This is a genomic window from Methylobacterium sp. V23, assembly GCF_002917135.1.
Taxonomy (GTDB): Bacteria; Pseudomonadota; Alphaproteobacteria; order Rhizobiales; family Beijerinckiaceae; genus Methylobacterium.
Genome location: NZ_PDHT01000030.1, coordinates 18978 through 37916, shown reverse-complemented (window position 1 = coordinate 37916; position 18939 = coordinate 18978). Strand labels below are relative to the sequence as shown.

Annotated in this window: 19 protein-coding genes; 13 read left to right on the top strand and 6 right to left on the bottom strand. The window is 71.9% G+C overall.

What is annotated here, in order from left to right:
- The first annotated feature begins 191 nt into the window (after positions 1-191).
- Positions 192-329: a hypothetical protein gene (locus tag CRT23_RS28610; protein WP_181017427.1), complete on the top strand. Its 138-nt coding sequence runs from the start codon at positions 192-194 to the stop codon at positions 327-329.
- A 13-nt stretch (positions 330-342) separates the two neighbouring features.
- Here the strand turns inward: CRT23_RS28610 and CRT23_RS21970 are convergent, their stop codons facing one another.
- Complete coding sequence (locus CRT23_RS21970) at positions 343-573, bottom strand: hypothetical protein (RefSeq protein ID WP_055958346.1); 231 nt, start codon at positions 571-573, stop codon at positions 343-345.
- A gap of 230 nt (positions 574-803) precedes the next feature.
- Between CRT23_RS21970 and CRT23_RS21965 the strand changes: the two genes are divergently transcribed.
- From CRT23_RS21965 to CRT23_RS21950, 4 genes are all read left to right on the top strand, one after another.
- Positions 804-2093 carry a lytic murein transglycosylase gene (locus CRT23_RS21965; protein WP_245436474.1) on the top strand — a complete coding sequence of 430 codons (1290 nt, stop codon included), beginning with the start codon at positions 804-806 and terminating at the stop codon, positions 2091-2093.
- A gap of 101 nt (positions 2094-2194) precedes the next feature.
- A complete protein-coding gene (locus CRT23_RS21960; protein WP_146056460.1) occupies positions 2195-3031 on the top strand; it encodes a hypothetical protein in 837 nt (278 codons plus the stop codon).
- A gap of 31 nt (positions 3032-3062) precedes the next feature.
- Positions 3063-4067 (top strand): glycosyltransferase family 4 protein, encoded by a 1005-nt coding sequence (locus CRT23_RS21955; RefSeq protein ID WP_146056459.1) that lies wholly within the window; start codon positions 3063-3065, stop codon positions 4065-4067.
- Between the two features lie 145 nt (positions 4068-4212).
- The gene (locus CRT23_RS21950) at positions 4213-5325 is read left to right on the top strand and encodes a hypothetical protein (RefSeq protein WP_103711796.1); all 1113 of its coding nucleotides are present in this window, start codon (positions 4213-4215) and stop codon (positions 5323-5325) included.
- 4 nt (positions 5326-5329) lie between these two features.
- Here the strand turns inward: CRT23_RS21950 and CRT23_RS21945 are convergent, their stop codons facing one another.
- Entirely contained in the window at positions 5330-6259 is a 930-nt protein-coding gene (locus tag CRT23_RS21945; RefSeq protein ID WP_103711795.1) for a LysR family transcriptional regulator, read from the bottom strand.
- Between the two features lie 222 nt (positions 6260-6481).
- Between CRT23_RS21945 and leuC the strand changes: the two genes are divergently transcribed.
- Together leuC and leuD are read left to right on the top strand one after the other, a co-directional pair.
- Positions 6482-7912 carry a 3-isopropylmalate dehydratase large subunit gene (gene leuC / locus CRT23_RS21940; RefSeq protein WP_103711794.1) on the top strand — a complete coding sequence of 477 codons (1431 nt, stop codon included), beginning with the start codon at positions 6482-6484 and terminating at the stop codon, positions 7910-7912.
- A 2-nt stretch (positions 7913-7914) separates the two neighbouring features.
- Positions 7915-8523, top strand: coding sequence for a 3-isopropylmalate dehydratase small subunit (gene leuD / locus CRT23_RS21935; protein WP_103711793.1), 609 nt, complete (start codon positions 7915-7917; stop codon positions 8521-8523).
- Between the two features lie 16 nt (positions 8524-8539).
- Here leuD and CRT23_RS21930 read toward each other — a convergent pair whose 3' ends face one another.
- A complete protein-coding gene (locus CRT23_RS21930; protein WP_103711792.1) occupies positions 8540-9637 on the bottom strand; it encodes a branched-chain amino acid aminotransferase in 1098 nt (365 codons plus the stop codon).
- 212 nt (positions 9638-9849) lie between these two features.
- Here CRT23_RS21930 and CRT23_RS21925 point away from each other — a divergent pair, with 212 nt between their 5' ends.
- From CRT23_RS21925 to CRT23_RS21915, 3 genes are all read left to right on the top strand, one after another.
- Positions 9850-10338 (top strand): MarR family transcriptional regulator, encoded by a 489-nt coding sequence (locus CRT23_RS21925; protein ID WP_245436473.1) that lies wholly within the window; start codon positions 9850-9852, stop codon positions 10336-10338.
- 103 nt (positions 10339-10441) lie between these two features.
- Positions 10442-11848: an alpha/beta fold hydrolase gene (locus tag CRT23_RS21920; RefSeq protein ID WP_103711791.1), complete on the top strand. Its 1407-nt coding sequence runs from the start codon at positions 10442-10444 to the stop codon at positions 11846-11848.
- Positions 11845-13395: a GMC family oxidoreductase gene (locus CRT23_RS21915; RefSeq protein ID WP_103711790.1), complete on the top strand. Its 1551-nt coding sequence runs from the start codon at positions 11845-11847 to the stop codon at positions 13393-13395. The genes CRT23_RS21920 and CRT23_RS21915 overlap by 4 nt, the downstream gene beginning before the upstream one ends.
- A gap of 64 nt (positions 13396-13459) precedes the next feature.
- On the opposite strand, the gene CRT23_RS21910 is transcribed toward CRT23_RS21915, so the two are convergent.
- The 3 genes from CRT23_RS21910 to CRT23_RS21900 all read right to left on the bottom strand — a co-directional run bounded on the left by CRT23_RS21910 (position 13460) and on the right by CRT23_RS21900 (position 16560).
- A complete protein-coding gene (locus CRT23_RS21910; protein WP_103711789.1) occupies positions 13460-14338 on the bottom strand; it encodes an SDR family oxidoreductase in 879 nt (292 codons plus the stop codon).
- Positions 14339-14405: 67 nt separating this feature from the next.
- Positions 14406-14609, bottom strand: a complete 204-nt coding sequence (locus CRT23_RS21905) for a hypothetical protein (RefSeq protein WP_103711788.1) — start codon at positions 14607-14609, stop codon at positions 14406-14408.
- Between the two features lie 85 nt (positions 14610-14694).
- Positions 14695-16560, bottom strand: a complete 1866-nt coding sequence (locus CRT23_RS21900) for a glycoside hydrolase family 15 protein (protein ID WP_245436472.1) — start codon at positions 16558-16560, stop codon at positions 14695-14697.
- 249 nt (positions 16561-16809) lie between these two features.
- On the opposite strand from CRT23_RS21900, the gene CRT23_RS21895 reads away from it, so the two are divergent.
- The 3 genes from CRT23_RS21895 to CRT23_RS21885 are packed head-to-tail and all read left to right on the top strand — an operon-like array spanning position 16810 to position 18916.
- On the top strand, positions 16810-17043 hold the full coding sequence (locus CRT23_RS21895) for a hypothetical protein (protein WP_146056458.1): 234 nt from the start codon (positions 16810-16812) through the stop codon (positions 17041-17043).
- A 2-nt stretch (positions 17044-17045) separates the two neighbouring features.
- Complete coding sequence (locus CRT23_RS21890) at positions 17046-17675, top strand: TetR/AcrR family transcriptional regulator (RefSeq protein ID WP_103711785.1); 630 nt, start codon at positions 17046-17048, stop codon at positions 17673-17675.
- Entirely contained in the window at positions 17672-18916 is a 1245-nt protein-coding gene (locus CRT23_RS21885) for an efflux RND transporter periplasmic adaptor subunit (protein ID WP_103711784.1), read from the top strand. Before CRT23_RS21890 ends, CRT23_RS21885 begins: the two co-directional genes overlap by 4 nt.
- Positions 18917-18939: the final 23 nt, after the last annotated feature.

Sequence of the window (18939 nt, the reverse complement as noted above, 5' to 3'; positions counted from 1 at the left end):
GGTCGGGAGTCGAGCCACATTGCGGCAATTTTGCTTGCGAACCGGGCCTCGGACATCACTTCCCCGCGTTTGGTTACGCAGAGATGTCCGAATGCACCGCCGGGTCGTCGCGTCGCCCTCGCCGCCGCGACGGCCCGGACCGTGCAGTTCAGCCCAAGACGAACGTCGAACTGTCCCGGGCCGCATCGATCATGTTCCGCTTCAAGACATGCCGTCCTGGTTCGAACCGGCGTCCGCCCCTGTCGCTGGTGCTGGTTCTCTGCGCGACGGCCCTGCTCCTGTGGTGGCCGATCTTGGCACTCAGCGAGACGGCGGTCTGGTTCTGGTGAGGCGTCCGCACCGTCAGGGGTCGTCGGCGCGGACGCGCAGATAGGCGCCGAGCAGGTAGCCGGCCTGCAGGGCGCTGAGATGGGCGAGGAGTACGAGCCCGCCGACGGCGGAGGCGTCGCCCCGGGCGATCCACACCACGACGGAGAGGACGACCACGAGACCGGACAATCCGACGGCCGTCATGACCCGGCTGTAGAAGCCGACCGCGATCGCGCTCACGAACAGAAGCAGCGCGATCAGCATCGGCCGCCTCGCAAGCGATCACGCCGGTTCCGGCAACGCATGGTGGTCCTCCCTCGCCGCATCCTCAACGCGCAGCGTCGGTTTCGCAACGGTCGGTTGATGCCGCTGCCGGGCCAGCGCGCGCCGATCCCGTGAAGGTCCGCGGAGGGCGACGCGTCGCGAGGGGCCGCTTTCGCCTTCGGGTCGGCGACGCTAGGCTCCCGACGGAACGAGGGAGGGAGACGACCCGCATGTGGTGCTGCCAGCGACGCTCCGGGGTTCTGCTCGGGCCTGCCGCCGCGCGCTCGGTCATGGCCGCCCTGTTCCTGCTTCCGGGCGCGGGCCGTACCGCGTTGGCCGAGACCGCGGCCCCCGCCGCGGGTGCCGCATCCGGGGGCGGGGCACAACCCCTCGCCTTCGAGCGGTGCACCGGGGCGATCGCCGCCGAGGCGGAAGCGCGCGGCGTTCCCGCGCGGGTGGCGGACGGCTTGCGCGCCCTCTCGCCGGATGCCGCGGTGGCCGCTGCGCCGCAGGGCCAGGCGGAATTCGTGACACCGATCTGGTCCTATCTCGATGCCACCCTCACGGAGACGCGGATCGCCGAGGGGCGACGCAAGCTGGCGGAGTGGTCCGCGACCTTCGACGCCATCGAGGCCCGATACGGCGTCGACCGCTTCATCCTGGCGGCCTTCTGGGGGGTCGAATCCACCTACGGCAGCGTCCTCGAGGATCCCGGGATCGTCCGCCCCGTCCTGCGCGCCCTGGCGACCCTGGCCTGCACCGAGACGGCGCGAGCGCCCTACTGGCGCGCGGAGCTGATCGCCGCCCTGGAGATCCAGGCTCAGGACAAGGGCCCCCCCGGGCCGCTCACCGGGTCCTGGGCCGGGGCCATGGGCCACACCCAGTTCATGCCGACCGTCTACCAGGCCTACGCGGTGGATTTCGACGGGGACGGCCGGCGCGACATCTGGACCTCGGTGCCGGATGCCCTCGCCTCCACGGCCAACTACCTGGTGGCGATGGGCTGGCGCTCCGGGGCGCGCTGGGGCAGCGAGGCGCGGCTGCCGGAGGGGTTCGACCTCGCGCTGGCCGACGAGACCACGGAGCGGAGCATCGCCGCCTGGCGCGAACGCGGCGTGATCCCGGTCCAGCCGCTGGCGGAAGAGGGCGGCCCGGCGACGCTGGTCCTGCCGGCGGGCGCGGGCGGGCCCGCCTTCCTGCTCCAGCCCAACTTCCGGATCATCCTGCGCTACAACACCGCCCTCGCCTACGCGCTCAGCGTGGCGCACCTGTCCGACCGCCTGCGCGGTGAGCCGGCCTTCACCCGGGACTGGCCGCGTGACACGGTGATGCCGAGTGCCGGGGACGTCCGGGCACTGCAGCTGCGCCTGGCCGAGCGCGGGTTTCCGGCTGGTAGCGCCGACGGCAAGATCGGCCCCCGGACGCGGGCGGCGATCCGGGCCTTCCAGGCCGCCAACGGCCTGCCTCCCGACGGCTACGCCGACGCTCCCTTGCGGGAGCGGATCCTGGCCTCCCCGTGACCCGGACCGGATTTAGCGGTGGTCGTGTCGGAGGGGCCGCGATAGAGCAGCCCCCAGGAACCGAGACCGCGCGGCGGCGAGACGGAGGGGCGTGAGAGGGAATGAGTCGATCCGCGGCCATGCCCGCTGCGCCCGAGCGAACGCCACCCAGGACCATCGTCACCTACTGGGAAGGGCCGGTGACCTGGCTCGAACGGCTCAGCGCGGCCTCGATCGTCGCGGCGGGGCACCCGCTCCACATCTACGCGCACGATGTCGCCGCCCTGCGCGCCCAGGGCCTGCCCGGCACGGTGATCGATGCCCGCGAGGGGATCGGGCCGAACTTCATGGCGGATCTCTATCGCAGCCGCGGGGTCCTCGCCTTCTACGCCGACTACCTGCGGCTGAGCCTGATCCGCGACGGCAAGGGCATCTGGTCGGACCTCGACTGCGTTTTCCAGCGCCCCCTCGAGACGCCCGCCGGCGCGGCCGCGTACCTCTTCGGCTGGCTGAACGCGAGCCGCCTCAACAACGCGATCCTGTCGGCTCCCCCGGAATCCGAGCTCGTCACCCACTACTGGGACGCGATCTCGACGGTGCCGATCCGAGCGCCCTGGGCGACCGGACACATCCGGGTCAAGCGCCGCCTCGAACTGCTGATCGGCAAGCGCATCCCGTTCCGCCCGGAGCGCCTGGCGATCGGCCCGCGCGCCCTCACCTACTTCGTGCGCAAGCTCCGCCTGGAGGGCCATGCCCAGGCGCGGGAGGTGTTCTATCCCCTCGGCGATGACGATGCCCACCTCCTGGCAGAGGCGGACGACCGGGCGGCCCGCGCGCTCATCGGGCCCGAGACGGTCTCGGTGCATGCCTGGCGCGGCAAGCTCTGGTCGATCGGCCGGGACGCTCCCCCGCCGCCCGCCTCCTGGCTCGGCCAGCAGGCCCGGAGCCTCGGCCTCTGACCGGCCGGACACGCGATCCCTGGAGATGTCGATGCGTCGGGTCCTGTTCATCTGCGCGACGCCGGTGGCCTTCGGCCTCGACACGCCGCCCGAGATCGGCCTCGGCGGGATCGAGAGCACGAACATCGCCCTGTCCCGCGCCCTGGCCCGACGGGGCTGGGCGGTGACCCTGGCCACGCGCCGGAGCGGGACGGTCGAGCGGGACGGGGTCCGCAACATCCCGCTCGGCGAGGCCGCGGGCTGCGAGGCCGACGCGGTGGTCACCAGCAACGATCCCCGCCCGCTCCGCGCCCATCCGGGCCGGCGCGGCATCGTCTGGGTCCACAATCCGCTGAACGTCGAGAAGTCCGTGCGGAAGGGCTACCTCCTGCCTTTCCTGTCCCTGCGGCCCGAGGCCGTCTTCGTCGGCACCCTCGCGGCGCGGATCATGTCGCCGCTCTATCCCTTCCGGCGCCGGCACGTCGTCCCGCACGGCGTCTCGCCCGTGTTCCTGACGCCCGAGCCGACGCGGGGCCGGAGCCGGGACTTCGTCTACGCCTCCCAGCCCCAGCGCGGCCTGGACCGGATGCTGCGGCTCTGGCGCGGCGCCGCACCCCTGATCGCCTCGGGCGCGAAGCTCCACGTCTTCGGATCCGAACAGCCCGACTCGCCCGACGATCGCGGACCGGTGGTGTTCCATCCTCGCCGTGGGGCCGCCGCCCTGGCGGCGTTCTACGGCACTGCGCGGGCCATGGTCTGCCCCGGCTCCCCCGACGAGACCTTCTGCCTCGCCGCGGCAGAGGCCCAGGCCATGGGGCTGCCGGTGGTGACCGCCGGCATCGGCGCCCTCGCCGAGCGGGTGCAGCACGGCGTGAACGGCTGGATCGCCGGGACGGATGCGGCCTTCGCCGAGGCCATCGTGAGCCTCGCCACCCAGGACGACCTCTGGTCGGAGCTCAGCGCCGGCGCGCTCCTGCAGCGCCGAGCCCTGACCTGGGAGCGGGCGGCAATCCTCTGGGAGGCGATCCTCCGGGGGCCGTCCCGCGAGGGCGCCTGACGCCCCGGCCGGGTGACAGATCCGGGTCGGCGACACGCCTCCGCTCCGCCGCGACTGGACGCCTCCCCGCCAGGCGCGAATACTGTGTTCAAGAACCGATCATCAAGAGCCGGTCGCCAAGGCCGGACGACATCGGGAGGAAAGCATGAGGCTTCGGCTTGGTCTGGCCGCGCTCGCGGTCGCGTGGGCGACTGTGGCATATGCGGATCCACTGACCTTCCAGGTCGATCCGGCCTGGCCGAAACCGCTGCCCAACCAGTGGATCATGGGGCAGGCCTCGGGCGTCGCCGTCGATGGGCAGGACAACATCTGGGTGGTGCAGCGCCCGCGCACCCTCACCGACGACGAGAAGGCCGCGAGCCTGTCGCCGCCGCGTACCAAGTGCTGCCGTCCCGCGCCCCCCGTGCTGGTGTTCGACCAGGCCGGCACCCTGATCCGAAGCTGGGGCGGTCCCGGCGAGGGCTACGACTGGCCGCAGAACGAGCACGGCATCCACATCGATCACAAGGGCTTCGTCTGGCTCGCCGGAAACGGCGACACCGACGGGCAGATCCTCAAGTTCACGGCCGAGGGCAAGTTCGTCCTGCAGATCGGCAAGCAGGGCCCGCAGACCAACAGCCTCGACACCACCCGGCTCGGCAAGCCGGCCGCGATGCAGGTCGATCCCGAGACCAACGAGCTCTACGTCGCCGACGGCTACTTCAACCACCGGGTCATCGTGTTCGATGCCGAGACGGGGGCGTTCAAGCGGATGTGGGGTGCCTACGGCAAGCCGCCCACGGACGAGGCCCTGCCGGCCTACGACCCGGCGGCGGCCCCGGCCCAGCAGTTCCGCAATCCCGTCCACTGCGTGCAGATTGCCCGCGACGGTCTTGTCTACGTCTGCGACCGCACCAATGACCGGGTCCAGGTCTTCCACCGCGACGGCACCTTCGTGAAGGAGTTCTTCGTCGAGAAGAACACCCGGGCCAACGGCTCCGTCTGGGAACTGGCGCTCTGGCCCGACGCCGAGCAGAGCTATCTCCTCAACGCGGACGGGGCCAACAACGAGGTCCGCACCCTGAGCCGCGAGACCGGCGAGGTGCTCGGCGCCTTCGGCCGCAACGGCCGGATGGCGGGCGACTTCCACTGGGTCCACAACCTCGCGGTGGACAGCCACGGCAACGTCTTCACCACCGAGGTCGACACCGGCAAGCGTGCCCAGAAGTTCCTGTTCCGGGGCGACATGATCCTGCGCAAGCGCGCCGCGCTGCCCTGATCCCTCACACCGTCCCCTCGGCCGGGCCGGGCCCGCGCGCCAACGCCGCCCAGAGGCGCTCGGCCGACGGGCTCTGGCGGGCTCGAGCCCGGTAGAGCCGGATCTCGATGGCGACGTCCCGCTCCGCCGGCGCCGCCCGTACCAGGGTGCCGCGGGCGAGGTCGTCGGCCACCAGGCTCATCGGCGCCCAGGCGAGACCCCGGCCCGCCCGGGCCATGGCCACCAGCACCGAGGCGAGATGCGAGGTGAAGCTCGGGCTGAGCCGCGCGCCGCTCTCCTCGACCGCCCGGGTGGCGGCGAGGATGCGCCCGATCCCGGATTCACCGCTGAAGCTCAGGAGGGGAACCGGGGTGTCCGAGGGCGCCGACAGGGAGAACAGCGGCGCCGTTCCTCCGGCCTCCGGCGCGCTCACGGGCAGCAGCCGGTCCGCGCCGACCGGCAGGTTGTGGAACTGATCCGACATCAGGAAGCTCGCTGCCGCCGGGTGGTGGTGGCAGAGCAGGAACTGCGCCTCGCCGCGCAGCATCACCTGCTCGCAGGCGGCCATGTGCGCCGCCGTCAGATGGACGGTGGCGCTGAACGATTCGCGCGCCTCAAGGGCCTGCAGCCAGCGCGGGAAGAAGGTCAGCGACAGGGCCTGGGTCGAGGCGAAGCGCAGGGTCTCGGCGGCGGCGCGTCCGGCCTCGCGGGCGGCCTCGCGTCCCTGGTAGAGCCGGCGCAGGGCCTCCTCCGCCACCGGGCGGAAGCGGATGCCCGCGGGGGTCAGGGTCACGGGCTGGCTCTCGCGGTCGAAGAGCGGGCCGCCGACCCAGTCTTCCAGGGCCCGGACCCGGCGGCTGAAGGCCGGCTGGGTGATGCCGCGCTGCTCGGCGGCCCGGGAGAAGTGGCCGCCGTCGACCAGGGCCAGGAAATCCTCCAGCCAGGCGGAGTCCATCGCGTCGGTGCTCTCGAGAGGTCGGGGATCGTCGAAGGTGGCAGATTGCGAGCGGGCCGCCCCAGGGTCAACCGGCCGGGGAGCCCGGCATCACCCGATGCCGCATCGGCATTGGCCTCGCAGGGCCGGATCGGGTTCAGTCCCACTTGAGCCCAAGTCCCACGCCCAAGTCCCACGCCCAAGTCCCACGCCCAAATCCCGCCTGAGCCAGAGAGCCGATCGATGCAGGCCCGCACCCTCTACGACAAGCTGGTGGACGCCCACACCGTGCGCCGCCTCGACGCGGCCGAGGGCCCCGGGGCCAGCGTCCTGCTCTACGTCGATCGCACCGTGCTCAACGAGTACACCAGCCCGCAGGCCTTCAGCGGCCTGCGCACCGCCGGGCGTCGGGTCTGGCGACCGGAGGCCGCCCTGGCGGTGGTCGATCACGTCAATCCCACGGCGGCCCAGCGCGTCGCCGCCATGCCCGATCCGGGCGGAGCGCGGCAGGTCGCGTATTTCGACGAGAACTGCCGGGATTTCGGGATCGAACTCCTCGACGTGCTGCACCCCCTCCAGGGCATCGAGCACGTGGTCGCCCCCGAGCAAGGCTTCGTCCTGCCGGGCATGATCGTGGCGGCAGGCGACAGCCACACCACCACCTACGGGGCGCTGGGCGCCCTTGGCTTCGGCATCGGCACCTCGGACATCGAGCACTACCTCGCCACCCAGACCCTGGTGTACCGGCGGATGAAGACCCTGCGGGTCACGGTCTCGGGCGCCTTGGCGCCGGGTGTCACCGCCAAGGACGTGGTCATGGCCCTGATCCGCCGGATCGGCGCCGACGGGGCGACGGGCTACGCCGTCGAGTTCGCCGGCCCCGCCGTCGCAGCCCTGTCCGTCGAGGGGCGCATGACGATCTGCAACATGGCCGTGGAGTGTGGCGCCCGCGGCGTCGTCATGGCCCCCGATCAGACCGTGCTGGACTACTTGGTGGACAAGCCCCGCGCGCCGAAGGGCGCCCTCTGGGAGGCCGCCGCGGCCCATTGGCGGACCCTGCGCAGCGACGACGGGGCCGTGTTCGACCGCGAGGTCGCCCTCGACGCGTCCGCGATCGAGCCGATGGTCACCTGGGGGACCAGCCCGGACCAGGCCGGCCCGGTCAACGGCTGTGTGCCCGATCCGGCGGCCGAGCCCGATCCGGCCCGGCGGCGGGACATGGTCCGGGCATTGGCCTACATGGACCTGGCGCCGGGCACGCCCCTCGCGGCCATCCCGATCCAGCGCGCGTTCATCGGCTCCTGCACCAACGCCCGGCTCTCCGACCTGCGCGAGGCCGCCGCCCTCGTGCGCGGCCGGCGGGTCGCACACGGGGTCCAGGCCATGGTGGTGCCAGGCTCCTCCAGCGTGCGCCGGGCCGCCGAGGCCGAGGGGCTCGACCGGGTCTTCCGCGATGCCGGCTTCGAGTGGCGCCAATCCGGCTGCTCGATGTGCCTGGCCATGAACGACGACGTGCTGGCGCCGGGCGAGCGCTGCGCCTCCAGCACCAACCGCAACTTCGAGGGCCGCCAGGGCGCGGGCGGGCGCACCCACCTGATGAGCCCCGCCATGGTGGCAGCCGCGGCCATCGCGGGCCACCTCACCGACAGCCGCCGCCTCGCGCCGGAGACCTGACCATGCAGCCGTTCACGATCGTCGCGGGTCCGGCCGCCGGCCTGCCCGGAGCCAACATCGATACCGACGTCATCATGCCCAAGCAGTTCCTGAAGGGGATCGACCGCGCCGGCCTGGGCGCGGCCACCTTCCACGACCTGCGCTACGTCGGCCCCGGCCAGCCGCGCCCGGACTTCGTCCTCAACCGACCCGCCTGGCAGGGGGCGTGCATCCTCGTGGTCGGCCCGAATTTCGGCTGCGGCTCGTCGCGCGAGCATGCGGTCTGGGGCCTGCTCCAGGGTGGCATCCGCGCGGTCATCGGCACCAGCTTCGCCGGCATCTTCGCCGACAACGCCGCCAATAACGGTCTGCTGCTGATCGAGCTGTCGCCCGAGCCTGTCGCGGACCTGGCGGCCCTGGCGGCCGACCCCGCCCGCAATCGCATGACGATCGACCTGCCGGCCCAGACCATCGCCACCGCGGACGGCGCGGTGCAGCGCTTCGACATCCCGGCCCGGCGCAAGGATCACCTCGTCCGGGGCCTCGACGCGATCGGGGCCACCCTCGACCACGCGGAGGCGATCCGGGCGTTCCAGGCCCGGCACCTCGCGGCCCGGCCCTGGCTCGCCTGAGCCGGGCGACGACCGCTCAATACACCCGCGTGACCCAGCCGTGGGAATCGGGGGCGTTGCCGCGCTGGATGTCCACGAGGGCCGTGCGCAGGCGCTTCGTCACCGGCCCGGCGACGTTGTCGGAGACCGAGAACTCCCCGTCGGCGCTGCGCACGGTCCCGACCGGCGTGATGACCGCGGCGGTGCCGCAGGCGAAGACCTCGCGCAGGCGTCCGCTGGCGGCGTCCGCCTTCCAGTCGTCGATGGAATAGGGCCGCTCGGCGACCGAGATGCCGTCCGCCCGGGCCAGGGTCAGGATCGAGTCGCGGGTGATGCCCGACAGGATGGTGTCGCTCAGGGGCGGGGTGACCATCGAGCCGTCGTCGAAGACGAAGAAGATGTTCATGCCACCGAGTTCCTCGACCCAGCGGCGCTCGATCGCGTCGAGGAAGACCACCTGGGCGCAGCCATGCTCCACGGCCGCCGCCTGGGCGCGCAGGCTGGCGGCGTAGTTGCCGCCGCACTTGGCCGCACCGGTGCCGCCGGGCGCCGCGCGGGTCTGGTCCCGCGAGACCCAGACCGTCACGGTCTCGGAGCCGCCCTTGAAGTAGGCGCCCACTGCCGAGGCGATGACGAGGTAGAGGTATTCGGAGGACGGCTTGACCCCGAGGAACACCTCGCTGGCGATCATGAAGGGGCGCAGGTACAGGCTGCCGCCCTCGCTCGACGGAATCCAGTCGCGGTCGGCGCTGACGAGTTGCTTGACCGATTCGACGAAGGCGGCGTCGGGGAGCGGCGGCATCGCCAGGCGCTCGGCCGAGCGACGGAAGCGCAGGGCGTTGGCCTCCGGCCGGAACAGGGCGGCACCGCCATCGGCCGTGCGGTAGGCCTTCAGCCCCTCGAAGATCTCCTGGGCGTAGTGCAGCACCGCCGCCGCCGGATCGAGGGCGATCGGCGCGCGCGCCTCGACGCGGGCATCGTGCCAGCCGCGTCCCTCGACGTAGCGGATCGTCACCATGTGGTCGGTGAACACCCGCCCGAAGCCGGGATCGACGAGGAGCTCGGCCCGGCGCTCCGGTGAGACGGGCGAGGCATGCGGCTGCGTGGTGAAGGAGAGGTCGTCGGGGGCGCTCATCGTCAGTCCTTACTTACGTCTCGTCGGATCAATCAAGGGCCGGTGCAGCGCCCGCCACGGCGCGGGCCGCCGGGCGCATCCGGACGACGAGACGTGGGCTGGTGTCCTGATACGACGATGTCCGCTTGCGATCAAACGGCTTGCATCCTAATAATACGCAAACGAAAAGAGAATCGGATCATCCACCGGTCGGTGTCACAGGAGCCTGGTGCGTGTCGCCTCCAAAACCGTCCGCGGAGCCGGCGCCGGTCAATCCGCCGCCCTCCCGCAGCCTGGACCAGCTCCGCCTCGCCTACACGCACACCCTGCTGCTGACGGGGCGCCACTGGCGCCGCGCCGCCAACGCCGTGATGGAGGCGCACGGCCTCTCGGACGCAACCGCCGTGCCGCTGATCATGATCGCCCGTCTCGACGGTGTGCCGCGGCAGAACGCCCTGGCCGAGGCCGTCGGCATCGAGGGACCGTCGTTGGTGCGTCTCCTCGACCAGCTCTGCGAAGCCGGCCTCGCGGTCCGCCGCGAAGATCCCACGGACCGCCGGGCCAAGGTGCTCAGCCTGACGCCGGCCGGCACGGCCGTGGTCGCCCATATGGAGGCCGATCTCGCCCGCCTGCGCGCCGAAGTCTTCGCCGAGGTCAGTACCGCCGATCTGGAAGCGAGCCTGCGCGTCTTCGCGGTTCTGCAGGCCTCCGCGACCCGCTGACGGACGTGCAACCGCTGCGGGCGTTCGTTCCGTGGCCGGGCTGCTGCCGAACGCCGCGTCCCCGATGACTTGAACGGACGCCGCCGCGCGCTCTTTCCCGGCAATGACTATCAAATCATCCGACCAGCCGGTCTTATATTGCCTCCACTATCTCGGCGGCAGTGCCGGGACTTTCGAGACGGTCGCGCAACACCTCGCGGACGCGGTGTCCTGCGTCGCCCTCGACCTCCCGGGCTTCGGCGCGGACGGCGCCGGTTCAGGCCGGGATGTGGCCGCCATGGCGGACGGCGTGGCCGCCCGGATCCGCGCAGACGCGCCGGGCCGGTGGATGCTGGCCGGCAACAGCATGGGCGCCAAGGTCGCCCTGGTGGTCGCTCGCCAGGCGGAGGATGGTGCGCCGGGTCTCGACGGTCTGACCGGCCTCGTGCTCATGGCGGGGTCGCCGCCCTCCCCCGAGCCCATGGGCGAGGACAGGCGCGCCGCCATGATCGCCTGGATCGATGCCGATCCCGAAACCCGGCAGCGGGAGGCCGAGGCCTTCGTTGCCGCGAACATCGCCCGGCCCCTCGACCCGGACCGGATGGCACGGACGGTGGCGGATGTCCTGCGTGCCAGCCCCGACGCCTGGAAACGCTGGCTGACCGGCGGCAGCCGCGAAGACTGGTGCGCACGCATCGGCGTGCTGCGCAGCCCGGCGGTCCTCCTGGCGGGGGCTGAGGATGCCGATCTCGGCCCGGCGGCCCAGGCCGCCCTGACGGCGCCGCATCTCGCCCATCACCGCCTCGTGTCCCTGGCGGAGACGGGGCACCTCATCCCCCTGGAGCGCCCGGAGGCGGCGGCCGAGGCGGTGCGGAGCCTTGCGGCCGGAGCGGTCTCAGCCACAGCCGAGGCGCCCGCGCTCCCGGACGCCTACGCGGCCCTGATCCGATCCGATCGGGTCAATGCCCGCCTGCGCGCGGCCCTGCGGCAGCGTGCAGAGCCCGACGACCCGGCCTACCAGCCTCGAGCCCTCGATCCGGTCGGCCTCGCCATCCTGCGGGCCGCCTGCGCCCGGGTGCTGCCGCAGGAGAGCGGCGGGACCATCGACTTTGCCGCCCGCATCGATGCGCGGCTGGCGAGCGGAGCGGGGGATGGCTGGCGCTTCGCCCGGCTCCCCCCTGATCCGGAGGCCTACCGACGCGCCCTGAAGACCCTGGACGCTGCCGCCCGCGCCGCCCACGGCGCGCCCTTCGTTGCCCTCGAGGCCGAGGCGCAGGACGCGCTGCTGGGAAGCCTGGAGGCCGGTGCGGTCTCCGGTGACCTCGACGCGGAGCAGATGGGCTGCTGGTTCGAGGACCTGCGCGCGGACGTGGCCCGCACCTATCTCGCCCACCCCGTCGCCCTGGCCCGCATGAACTTCAGCGGCATCGGCGCCGGCGGCGACACCGAACCCCTGCCCGGCTTCCACGAGGTCGGCATCGGCCAGCGCGAGGCCTGGGAACCGAACGCCCCCCTGGAGACCGTCCGATGAATCTCGATGCGATGCGTCGCCACGCAACCTCCGAGACCGTCGATGCGGTGGTGATCGGCACCGGCGCCGGCGGCGCGCCCCTGCTGGCGCGCCTCGCCCAGGCCGGCCTCTCCTGCGTGGCCCTGGAAGCGGGGCCGAACTTCGACCCGAAGGGATTCGCCTTCGACGAGACCCTGGCCGACGAGATCTACTGGACCGAGGAGCGGATCAGCGGCGGCTCGACGCCCGAGGCCTTCGGCGGCAACAACAGCGGCACCGGCGTCGGTGGCTCAACCCTGCACTGGGGCGCCTTCACGCCTCGGGCCGACGCCCGCGACCTGCGCCTCCAGACCGAGACCGGCGAGGGCGTCGACTGGCCCCTGGACTACGCCGAGCTGCTGCCGTTCTACGAGCGCGTCGAGGCCTTCATCGGCGTCTCCGGCCCCGCCGCCTATCCGTGGGACGCGTCGCGTGCCTATCCGCTCAGCCCCGTCGCCCGCAACGCCCCGGCCCAGGCCATGGCGAGCGCCTGTACGGCCCTCGGTGTGCGCTACGCCGATGCGCCGGCGGCCGTGGTTTCGCGCGCCTTCGCACAGGAGCACGGCCCGACCCGGCCCGGCTGCATCAATTGCGGCTACTGCCACCAGGGCTGCCGCACCGGCGCGAAAACCAGCATGGACGTGACCTACCTGCCGCTCGCCGTCCATCACGGCGCCGAGATCCGGGCCGAGGCGCGGGTCCACGGCATCGAGCGCGCCAAGGACGGCCGGGTGACGGCGGTGATCTACCGCCAGGGCGGCGTCGACCATCGTCAGCCCTGTCGCAACGTCTTCCTCTGCGCCGGCTCGGTGGAATCCGCGCGCCTCCTGCTGCATCTCGCCTTGGCCAATGGCAGCGGACAGGTCGGGCGCAACTACATGGGCCACGTCGCCACCCAGGTCTGGGGCACCTTCGAGCCCGAGATGCGGATGAACAAGGGCTATCCGTCCTCGCTCATCACCGAGGACATGATCCGCCCGGCCGACGCGGACTTCGCTGGCGGTTACCTCGTGCAGAGCCTTGGCGTCGTGCCCCTCACCTTCGCCAATTCCGTGGCGCGGGGCCGCAAGCTCTGGGGACGGGCGCTGGCCGACCAGCTCGCCCGCTACAATCACATGGCCGGCATCGGCATCAACGGCGAGACGCTGCCCTGCGACGCCAACGTGCTGACCCTGTCCGACGAGGTCGATGCGCTGGGTATGCGCAAGGCCGCGATCAGCTTCGGCTACAGCCGGAACGAGGAGCGGCTCAACGCCCATGCGATCCGCTTCCTGAACCGTGTCTGGGAGGCGGCGGGGGCGACGGACCTCTGGACCCTGGAGCGCGTCGCGCATACCATCGGCACCTGCCGCATGGGCCGGGACGGCGACACGGCGGTCGTGGATCCCTTCGGCCGCACGTTCGAGATCCCCAACCTCTGGGTCTGCGACGGCTCCACCTTCCCGAGCTCGCTCGCCGCCAACCCCGCGCTGACCATCATGGCCCTGAGCCTGCGCAGCGCCGAGGCGTTCCTGAAGGAGGAGCGCTAAGCAATCGGCATGCCTCGGCGGCGATGGTGCGAGGCCACCGCCGCGGCCACGGGCGTCGGGTTCATCAATACATCGGCGTACCGCCCGTCACCGGCACCAGCGCGCCCGTCATGTAGCTGCCCTCGCGCGAGGCGAGGAGCACGTAAGCGGGGGCGAGTTCGGCCGGTTGACCGGCACGGCCGAGGGGCGTGTCGGCACCGAGGGACGCGATCTGCTCGGGGCTCTTCACGATGGGCTGAATCGGGGTCCAGACCGGGCCCGGAGCGACGCAATTCACCCGGATGCCCTTGGGCGCCAGCAGGTTGGACAGGCCGATAGTCAGGCTCGCGATGGCGCCCTTGGTCGCGGCGTAGACCAGCATGGTCCTGTCGGCGACCTTGGCCTGCTGGCTCGTGGAGTTCACGATGGCCGAGCCCGGCTTCATGTGCGGCACGGCGGCCTGGGCGAGGTAGAGCATCGCGAAGACGTTCGCGCGGAACGATCCCTCGAGATCCTCCGGCGTCACGTCGTCGAGGTCCTCGTTGACCACCTGCGCGGCGGCGTTGTTCACGAGGATGTCGAGGCCGCCGAGCTCGGCGACGGTGCGGGCGACGAGGTCGCGGCAATAGGCCGTGTCCCGGAGGTCGCCGGGCAGGAGCAGGACGCGCCGGCCCGCCCTGCGCACCCATTCGGCGGTGTCCTCGGCATCGGACTGTTCGACCGGCAGGTAAGCGATCGCCACGTCGGCGCCCTCGCGGGCATACGCGATGGCCACGGCCCGGCCGATGCCGGAATCGCCGCCGGTCACCAGGGCGACCCGGTCGGTCAGGAGGCCCTTTCCGACGTAGCTCGTCTCGCCGTGGTCGGGAGCCGGACGCATCCGCGAGGTCAGGCCCGGCCGCTCCTGCTGCTGGTCGCCGGGAAAGGGCGGCCGCGGGCCGGCGTCACGGGGATCGGTGGTCATCGGCGTCTCGGCCTTCCAGGGCTGTCTTCGAGAGAAAGGGCCCGCCTGGCGGCGGGCCCCGGGACCATCAGGCGTCCGCGTCGTCTGCCTCGAAAATGGTCTCGAGGTCGCCCGTGAGGGCGTCGAGCTGGTCTGCGGTCGCCCGGATCTTGAACCGGGTGCCGTCCTCAGCCTCGACCGCGATCTTTACGTGATCGTCGACGCGGGCGGCCAGGGCCTGCTTGAGGGTGTAGGTCGTCACGTCCGTGGTCTTATCCGTGGTCTTGGCCATGCTGCCGTCTCCTGTCGTGGTCCCCGGCAACGCGGCAGGATGGGGGTCGGATCTGCGACCAATGCTCCCGCCGAATGCCGCAGCCTCACAGGCTGAGGCCCGACAGGGTGGCGGCAGCCTGGATGAGGGCGAGGTGGGTCAGGCCCTGGGGCAGGTTGCCGAGATAGGTGCCGCTGTTGGGGTCGGCCATCTCCGAGTAGGTGCCGGAATTCCTGTCGAGGGCCTTCACCAGGGCCTCGAACTCTGCTTGCGCCTCCGCCGTCTCCCCGAGCAGGGCCTTGGCCTCGACGAGCCAGAAGGTGCAGGCCAGGAAGCAGCCCTCCTCCACCTCGGCGCCGGTGTAGCGGTAGTGGTAGGGGCCGCGTCCGAGTTCCCGGTCGATGGCCCGGCAGGTGGCTGCGAGCCGCTCGGGATTGCCGAAGCGGAAGCGCACGGCCAGCGCCATCGAGGCGTCGAGCTTCTCCGTGCCCGGATACATGACGTAGGATTGCTGCGCCTCCGACCAGCAGTTCCCGTCGATCCACTCCGCCACGCGGTCGCGGGCCCGGGCCCAGCGCTCGCGGCAATTGCCCGGCAGGTGGCCGCCATCCGCGAGTTCCACCGCCCGGGCCAATGCCTGCCAGCAGCTGATCTTGGAGCCGGTGTAGTGTTCGGCCTCCGGCAACTCCCAGATGCCCGCATCCTTGAGCTTCCAGGATTCGGCGCATTGGTCGGCGAGCTGGGCGAGCAGCGCCCCGGTGCGCAGGTCGAGCATGTTCCCGTCGGCGACGAAGCGCTCGGCGGTCTCGAAGATGTCGCCGTAGATACCGTGCTGGTGCTGGCTCGTGGCGGCGTTGCCGGTGCGCACAGGGCGCGAGCCACGATAGCCCGGCAGGTCGATGTCCCGCTCGCCGGGTACGCAGCCGCCGTCGAGGGTGTAGAGCACCTGCGCCCCGTGCTCGCCGATGTGGCGCATCAGCCAGGACAGGGCCGCGTTGGCCTCGGCCTGGGCGCCCAAACGCAGGAAAGCCTTGATGACGTAGCCGGCATCGCGGATCCAGGCGTAGCGATAATCGTAGTTCTTGGAGCCGCCGATGCCCTCGGGCAGGGAGCTCGTGGCCGCCGCCGCGATGGCGCCGGTGGGCGAGTAGAGCAGCAGCTTCAGCGCCAGGGCGCTGCGCTCGACCTGCTCGGCATAGCGACCCCGATAGGCGAGACGCTCGGTCCAGTCGCGCCATTCCTGACAGGATACGTCGATGCGCCCGTCGATCTCGTCGATCGATGCCACCACCAGGGGCTGGTTCTCGGCCGCCACGATGGCGACGACCTCGCGCTGGCCCGCCCGCACCTCGACGAAGCCCGAGATGGCATGGTCGTTCTCCGTCTCGATCCGGATGCCGTCGCTGGTGCGGAACAGGCCCATCATACCGGCCACGTGGAAGGCGGTGCCGTTGCTGTTGCCCGAGAGATAGGGCGCGGCCGTGTCGCCCCGCGTGCCGAAGACCAGAGAGACCCGGAAGCGCACGTGCCCCTCCAGGCCTTCGATCCGGCGAGCCAGTTCCGCCCAGGGCAGGCGCCCAGCCGGGCCGCTGTTCAGGCTCTCGGTCAGTCGCGCCCGCCCGGTCTTCGTGGTGAAGACGGTCTCGTGGACGTTGCTGCCGTCGCGATAGCCGATCTCGGCGGTGAAGGGCTCCTCCGGCGTGATCGCGAAGTAGCCGCCCTCCTCCGGGCTGAGCAGGCGGTCGAACAGCGGCGGTGAATCGAGACTGGGACAGCACCACCAGTCGATGGATCCGTCGGCGCCCGAGAGCGCGACCGAGCGACCCTCGCCGATGGCGGCGTAGCCCTCGATCGGGAGGAATCCGTCGGTGCGGGCGACGGCACCGCCCTCGCGGGGAAAAGGCTTCAGCACGGCGCGGGCGACCTCGGATGGTGAGCGAACGAGTCCGGCCGGGGCCGGGCGAGGCGCCACGGGCAATCCCTGCGCGTCGCCTCTGTCCGAACCGGGCCGAGCGGGATCCTCCGCGGGGGTCTGCTCGAACCCGTGCGGCGCTCCGCCGTTCCGGCCCTGGCTTGCTTCACGTTGACACGGCGGCTCGAGAATCGAGGCCGTTCGTGTCTCTGAGGCCGCATGACCGTGTCCTGCCGCACCCGCAGAATGAACGCTCATTGACCAATGAATGAACATTCAATACGACGATGGGGTCGGGTGGAGGATGCGATGCAGCGGACGCACGAAGATTTTCCGTTTCAGGCGCTGGTGGGCAAGGCGCGGGCGTTCGTCACACCGGAGCACCTTCTGCTCGGGGCCGTGCTGGTGCTCGGCTGGGCCTCGCTCATCGCCTGGACCGGAAACGGCGCGGTGGGCTGGCAGGCCCGCCTCTGCGCCGATGCGGACGCTTCGGTCGCCGCCTGCCGGGTGGTCGCGCCCTCGGCGGACGGACGGGTCTCCTGACCATGGCCTCGCCGGTCGGCACCCTCATCGACGCCCGCGCCAGCCAGACCGCGCGCCGGGAACAGATCCTCGACGCCGCCCGCGCCTGCTTCGTGCGCAACGGGTTCCACCGCACCACGATGCAGGATCTCGCCCGCGAGGCCGGCATGACGGCGGGCAATTTCTACCACTACTTCCGCTCCAAGGAGGCGCTGGTCCTCGGCCTCGTCGAGCGCGAGCGGATCAGCGGCGCCCAGCTGGTGACGCGTCTCCAGCAGGAGGGCGACCGGCGCAGCGCGCTGTTCGGCGTGCTCGGGCAGTATTTCGGCGCCCTGACCCGGGAGGCGGCGGTGCTGCGCCTGGAAATCTGGTCCGAGGGCACCCGCAATCCGGCCATCGCCGCCCTGACGGCGGAGACCGAGGCGGAGGCCCGGGCCTGGTTCGAGGAGACCTTCGCCGACCTCGCCACCGCGCCGGACTGCGATCCCGTCGCCCTCTACGCCCTGCTCGCGCCCCAGCTGAAGGGGATCGTCCTGAGCCGGGCCATCCTGCCCGATTTCGACACGAGTCTCGCCGTGGCGCAGCTCCAGGCCCTGATCGAGGCCGGACTCGCCGGCCGTGCCCCCCTTCCCGTCACGGAACCCCGCCCATGACCGTCGCCCGCCTCGGTCTCGCCCTGCTCGCCTGGGCGCTGCCCGTCTCCGCAGCCCTCGCCGGCCCGGCCCAGCCGCCGGCCGCCTCCGCTCAGCCGATCAAGGCCGGCCTCGTGCCGACGATCAGCGTGGTCGAAGCCAAGCGGCGCGAGATCGTCGAGTCGGTGGTCGTCACCGGTACCCTGGTCCCGCGTGACGAGATCCTGGTGACGCCCGAGATCGAGGGCTACCGAGTCACCGAGGTGCTGGTGGAGGAAGGCGCCCGGGTGGCCCGCGGCCAAGTGCTCGCCCGCCTCTCGCGCGACCTCATCGACCGCCAGCTCGCCCAGCAGGCGGCCCTGGTGGAGAAGGCCGAGGCCGCCGTGCCCCAGGCCCAGAGCAGCATCGAGCAGGCGGAGGCCGCCGAGACCGAGGCGCGCCTCGCCTTCGAACGCGCCCAGCAGCTCCTGAAGACCGGCAATGCAACCGCGGCCGTGATGGAGGGCCGCACCGCCAGCCTGCGTCAGGCCGAGGGCAAGCTCGCCTTCGCCCGCAACGGCCTGCGCATCGCCCGGGCGGACCTCGCCCAGGCCCGGGCCGTCCTGGAGGAACTGAACCTGCGCCTGGCCCGCACCGAGATCCGCGCGTCGGAGGCCGGCATCGTCAGCCGCCGCAGCGCCCGCGTCGGCCTCGCCGCCTCCGCCTCGGCCGAGCCCCTGTTCCGCCTGATCGCCCGGGGCGAGATCGAGCTCGAGGGCGAGGTCATCGAGACCAAGCTGCCGCAGCTCCGCGACAACGCCCCGGCCTGGATCGACCTCGGCGACGGCACCCGTATCCCCGGTAGCGTCCGCACCGTCTACCCGGAGGTCGACAAGGCGACGCGGCTCGGCAAGGTCCGCATCCGCCTGGAACCGGACCTGCGCCTGCGCATCGGCACCTTCGCGCGCGGCGCCGTCGAGCTCGCCCGCACCCGCGGCGTGACCGTGCCGCAGGCGTCCGTGCTCTACGGCGGGGGCAAGCGCAGCTCCGTCCTCGTGGTCGCGGACGACGTGGTCGAGGTCCGCGAGGTCCGCACCGGCCTGTCCGACGACGACGACATCGAGATCCGCGCCGGACTCGCCGACGGCGAGCGCGTAGTGGCCCGCGCCGGCAGCTTCCTGCGCGACGGCGACCGGGTCCGCCCGGTGGCGCTGGCCGTGCCCGAGCCTGCCGTCGCCGCCGCCCCCTCTCCGCGCGAGACCGCCGAGGCCGGGACGCCCTGACCGGGTGCCTCCTCGTCTCCCGA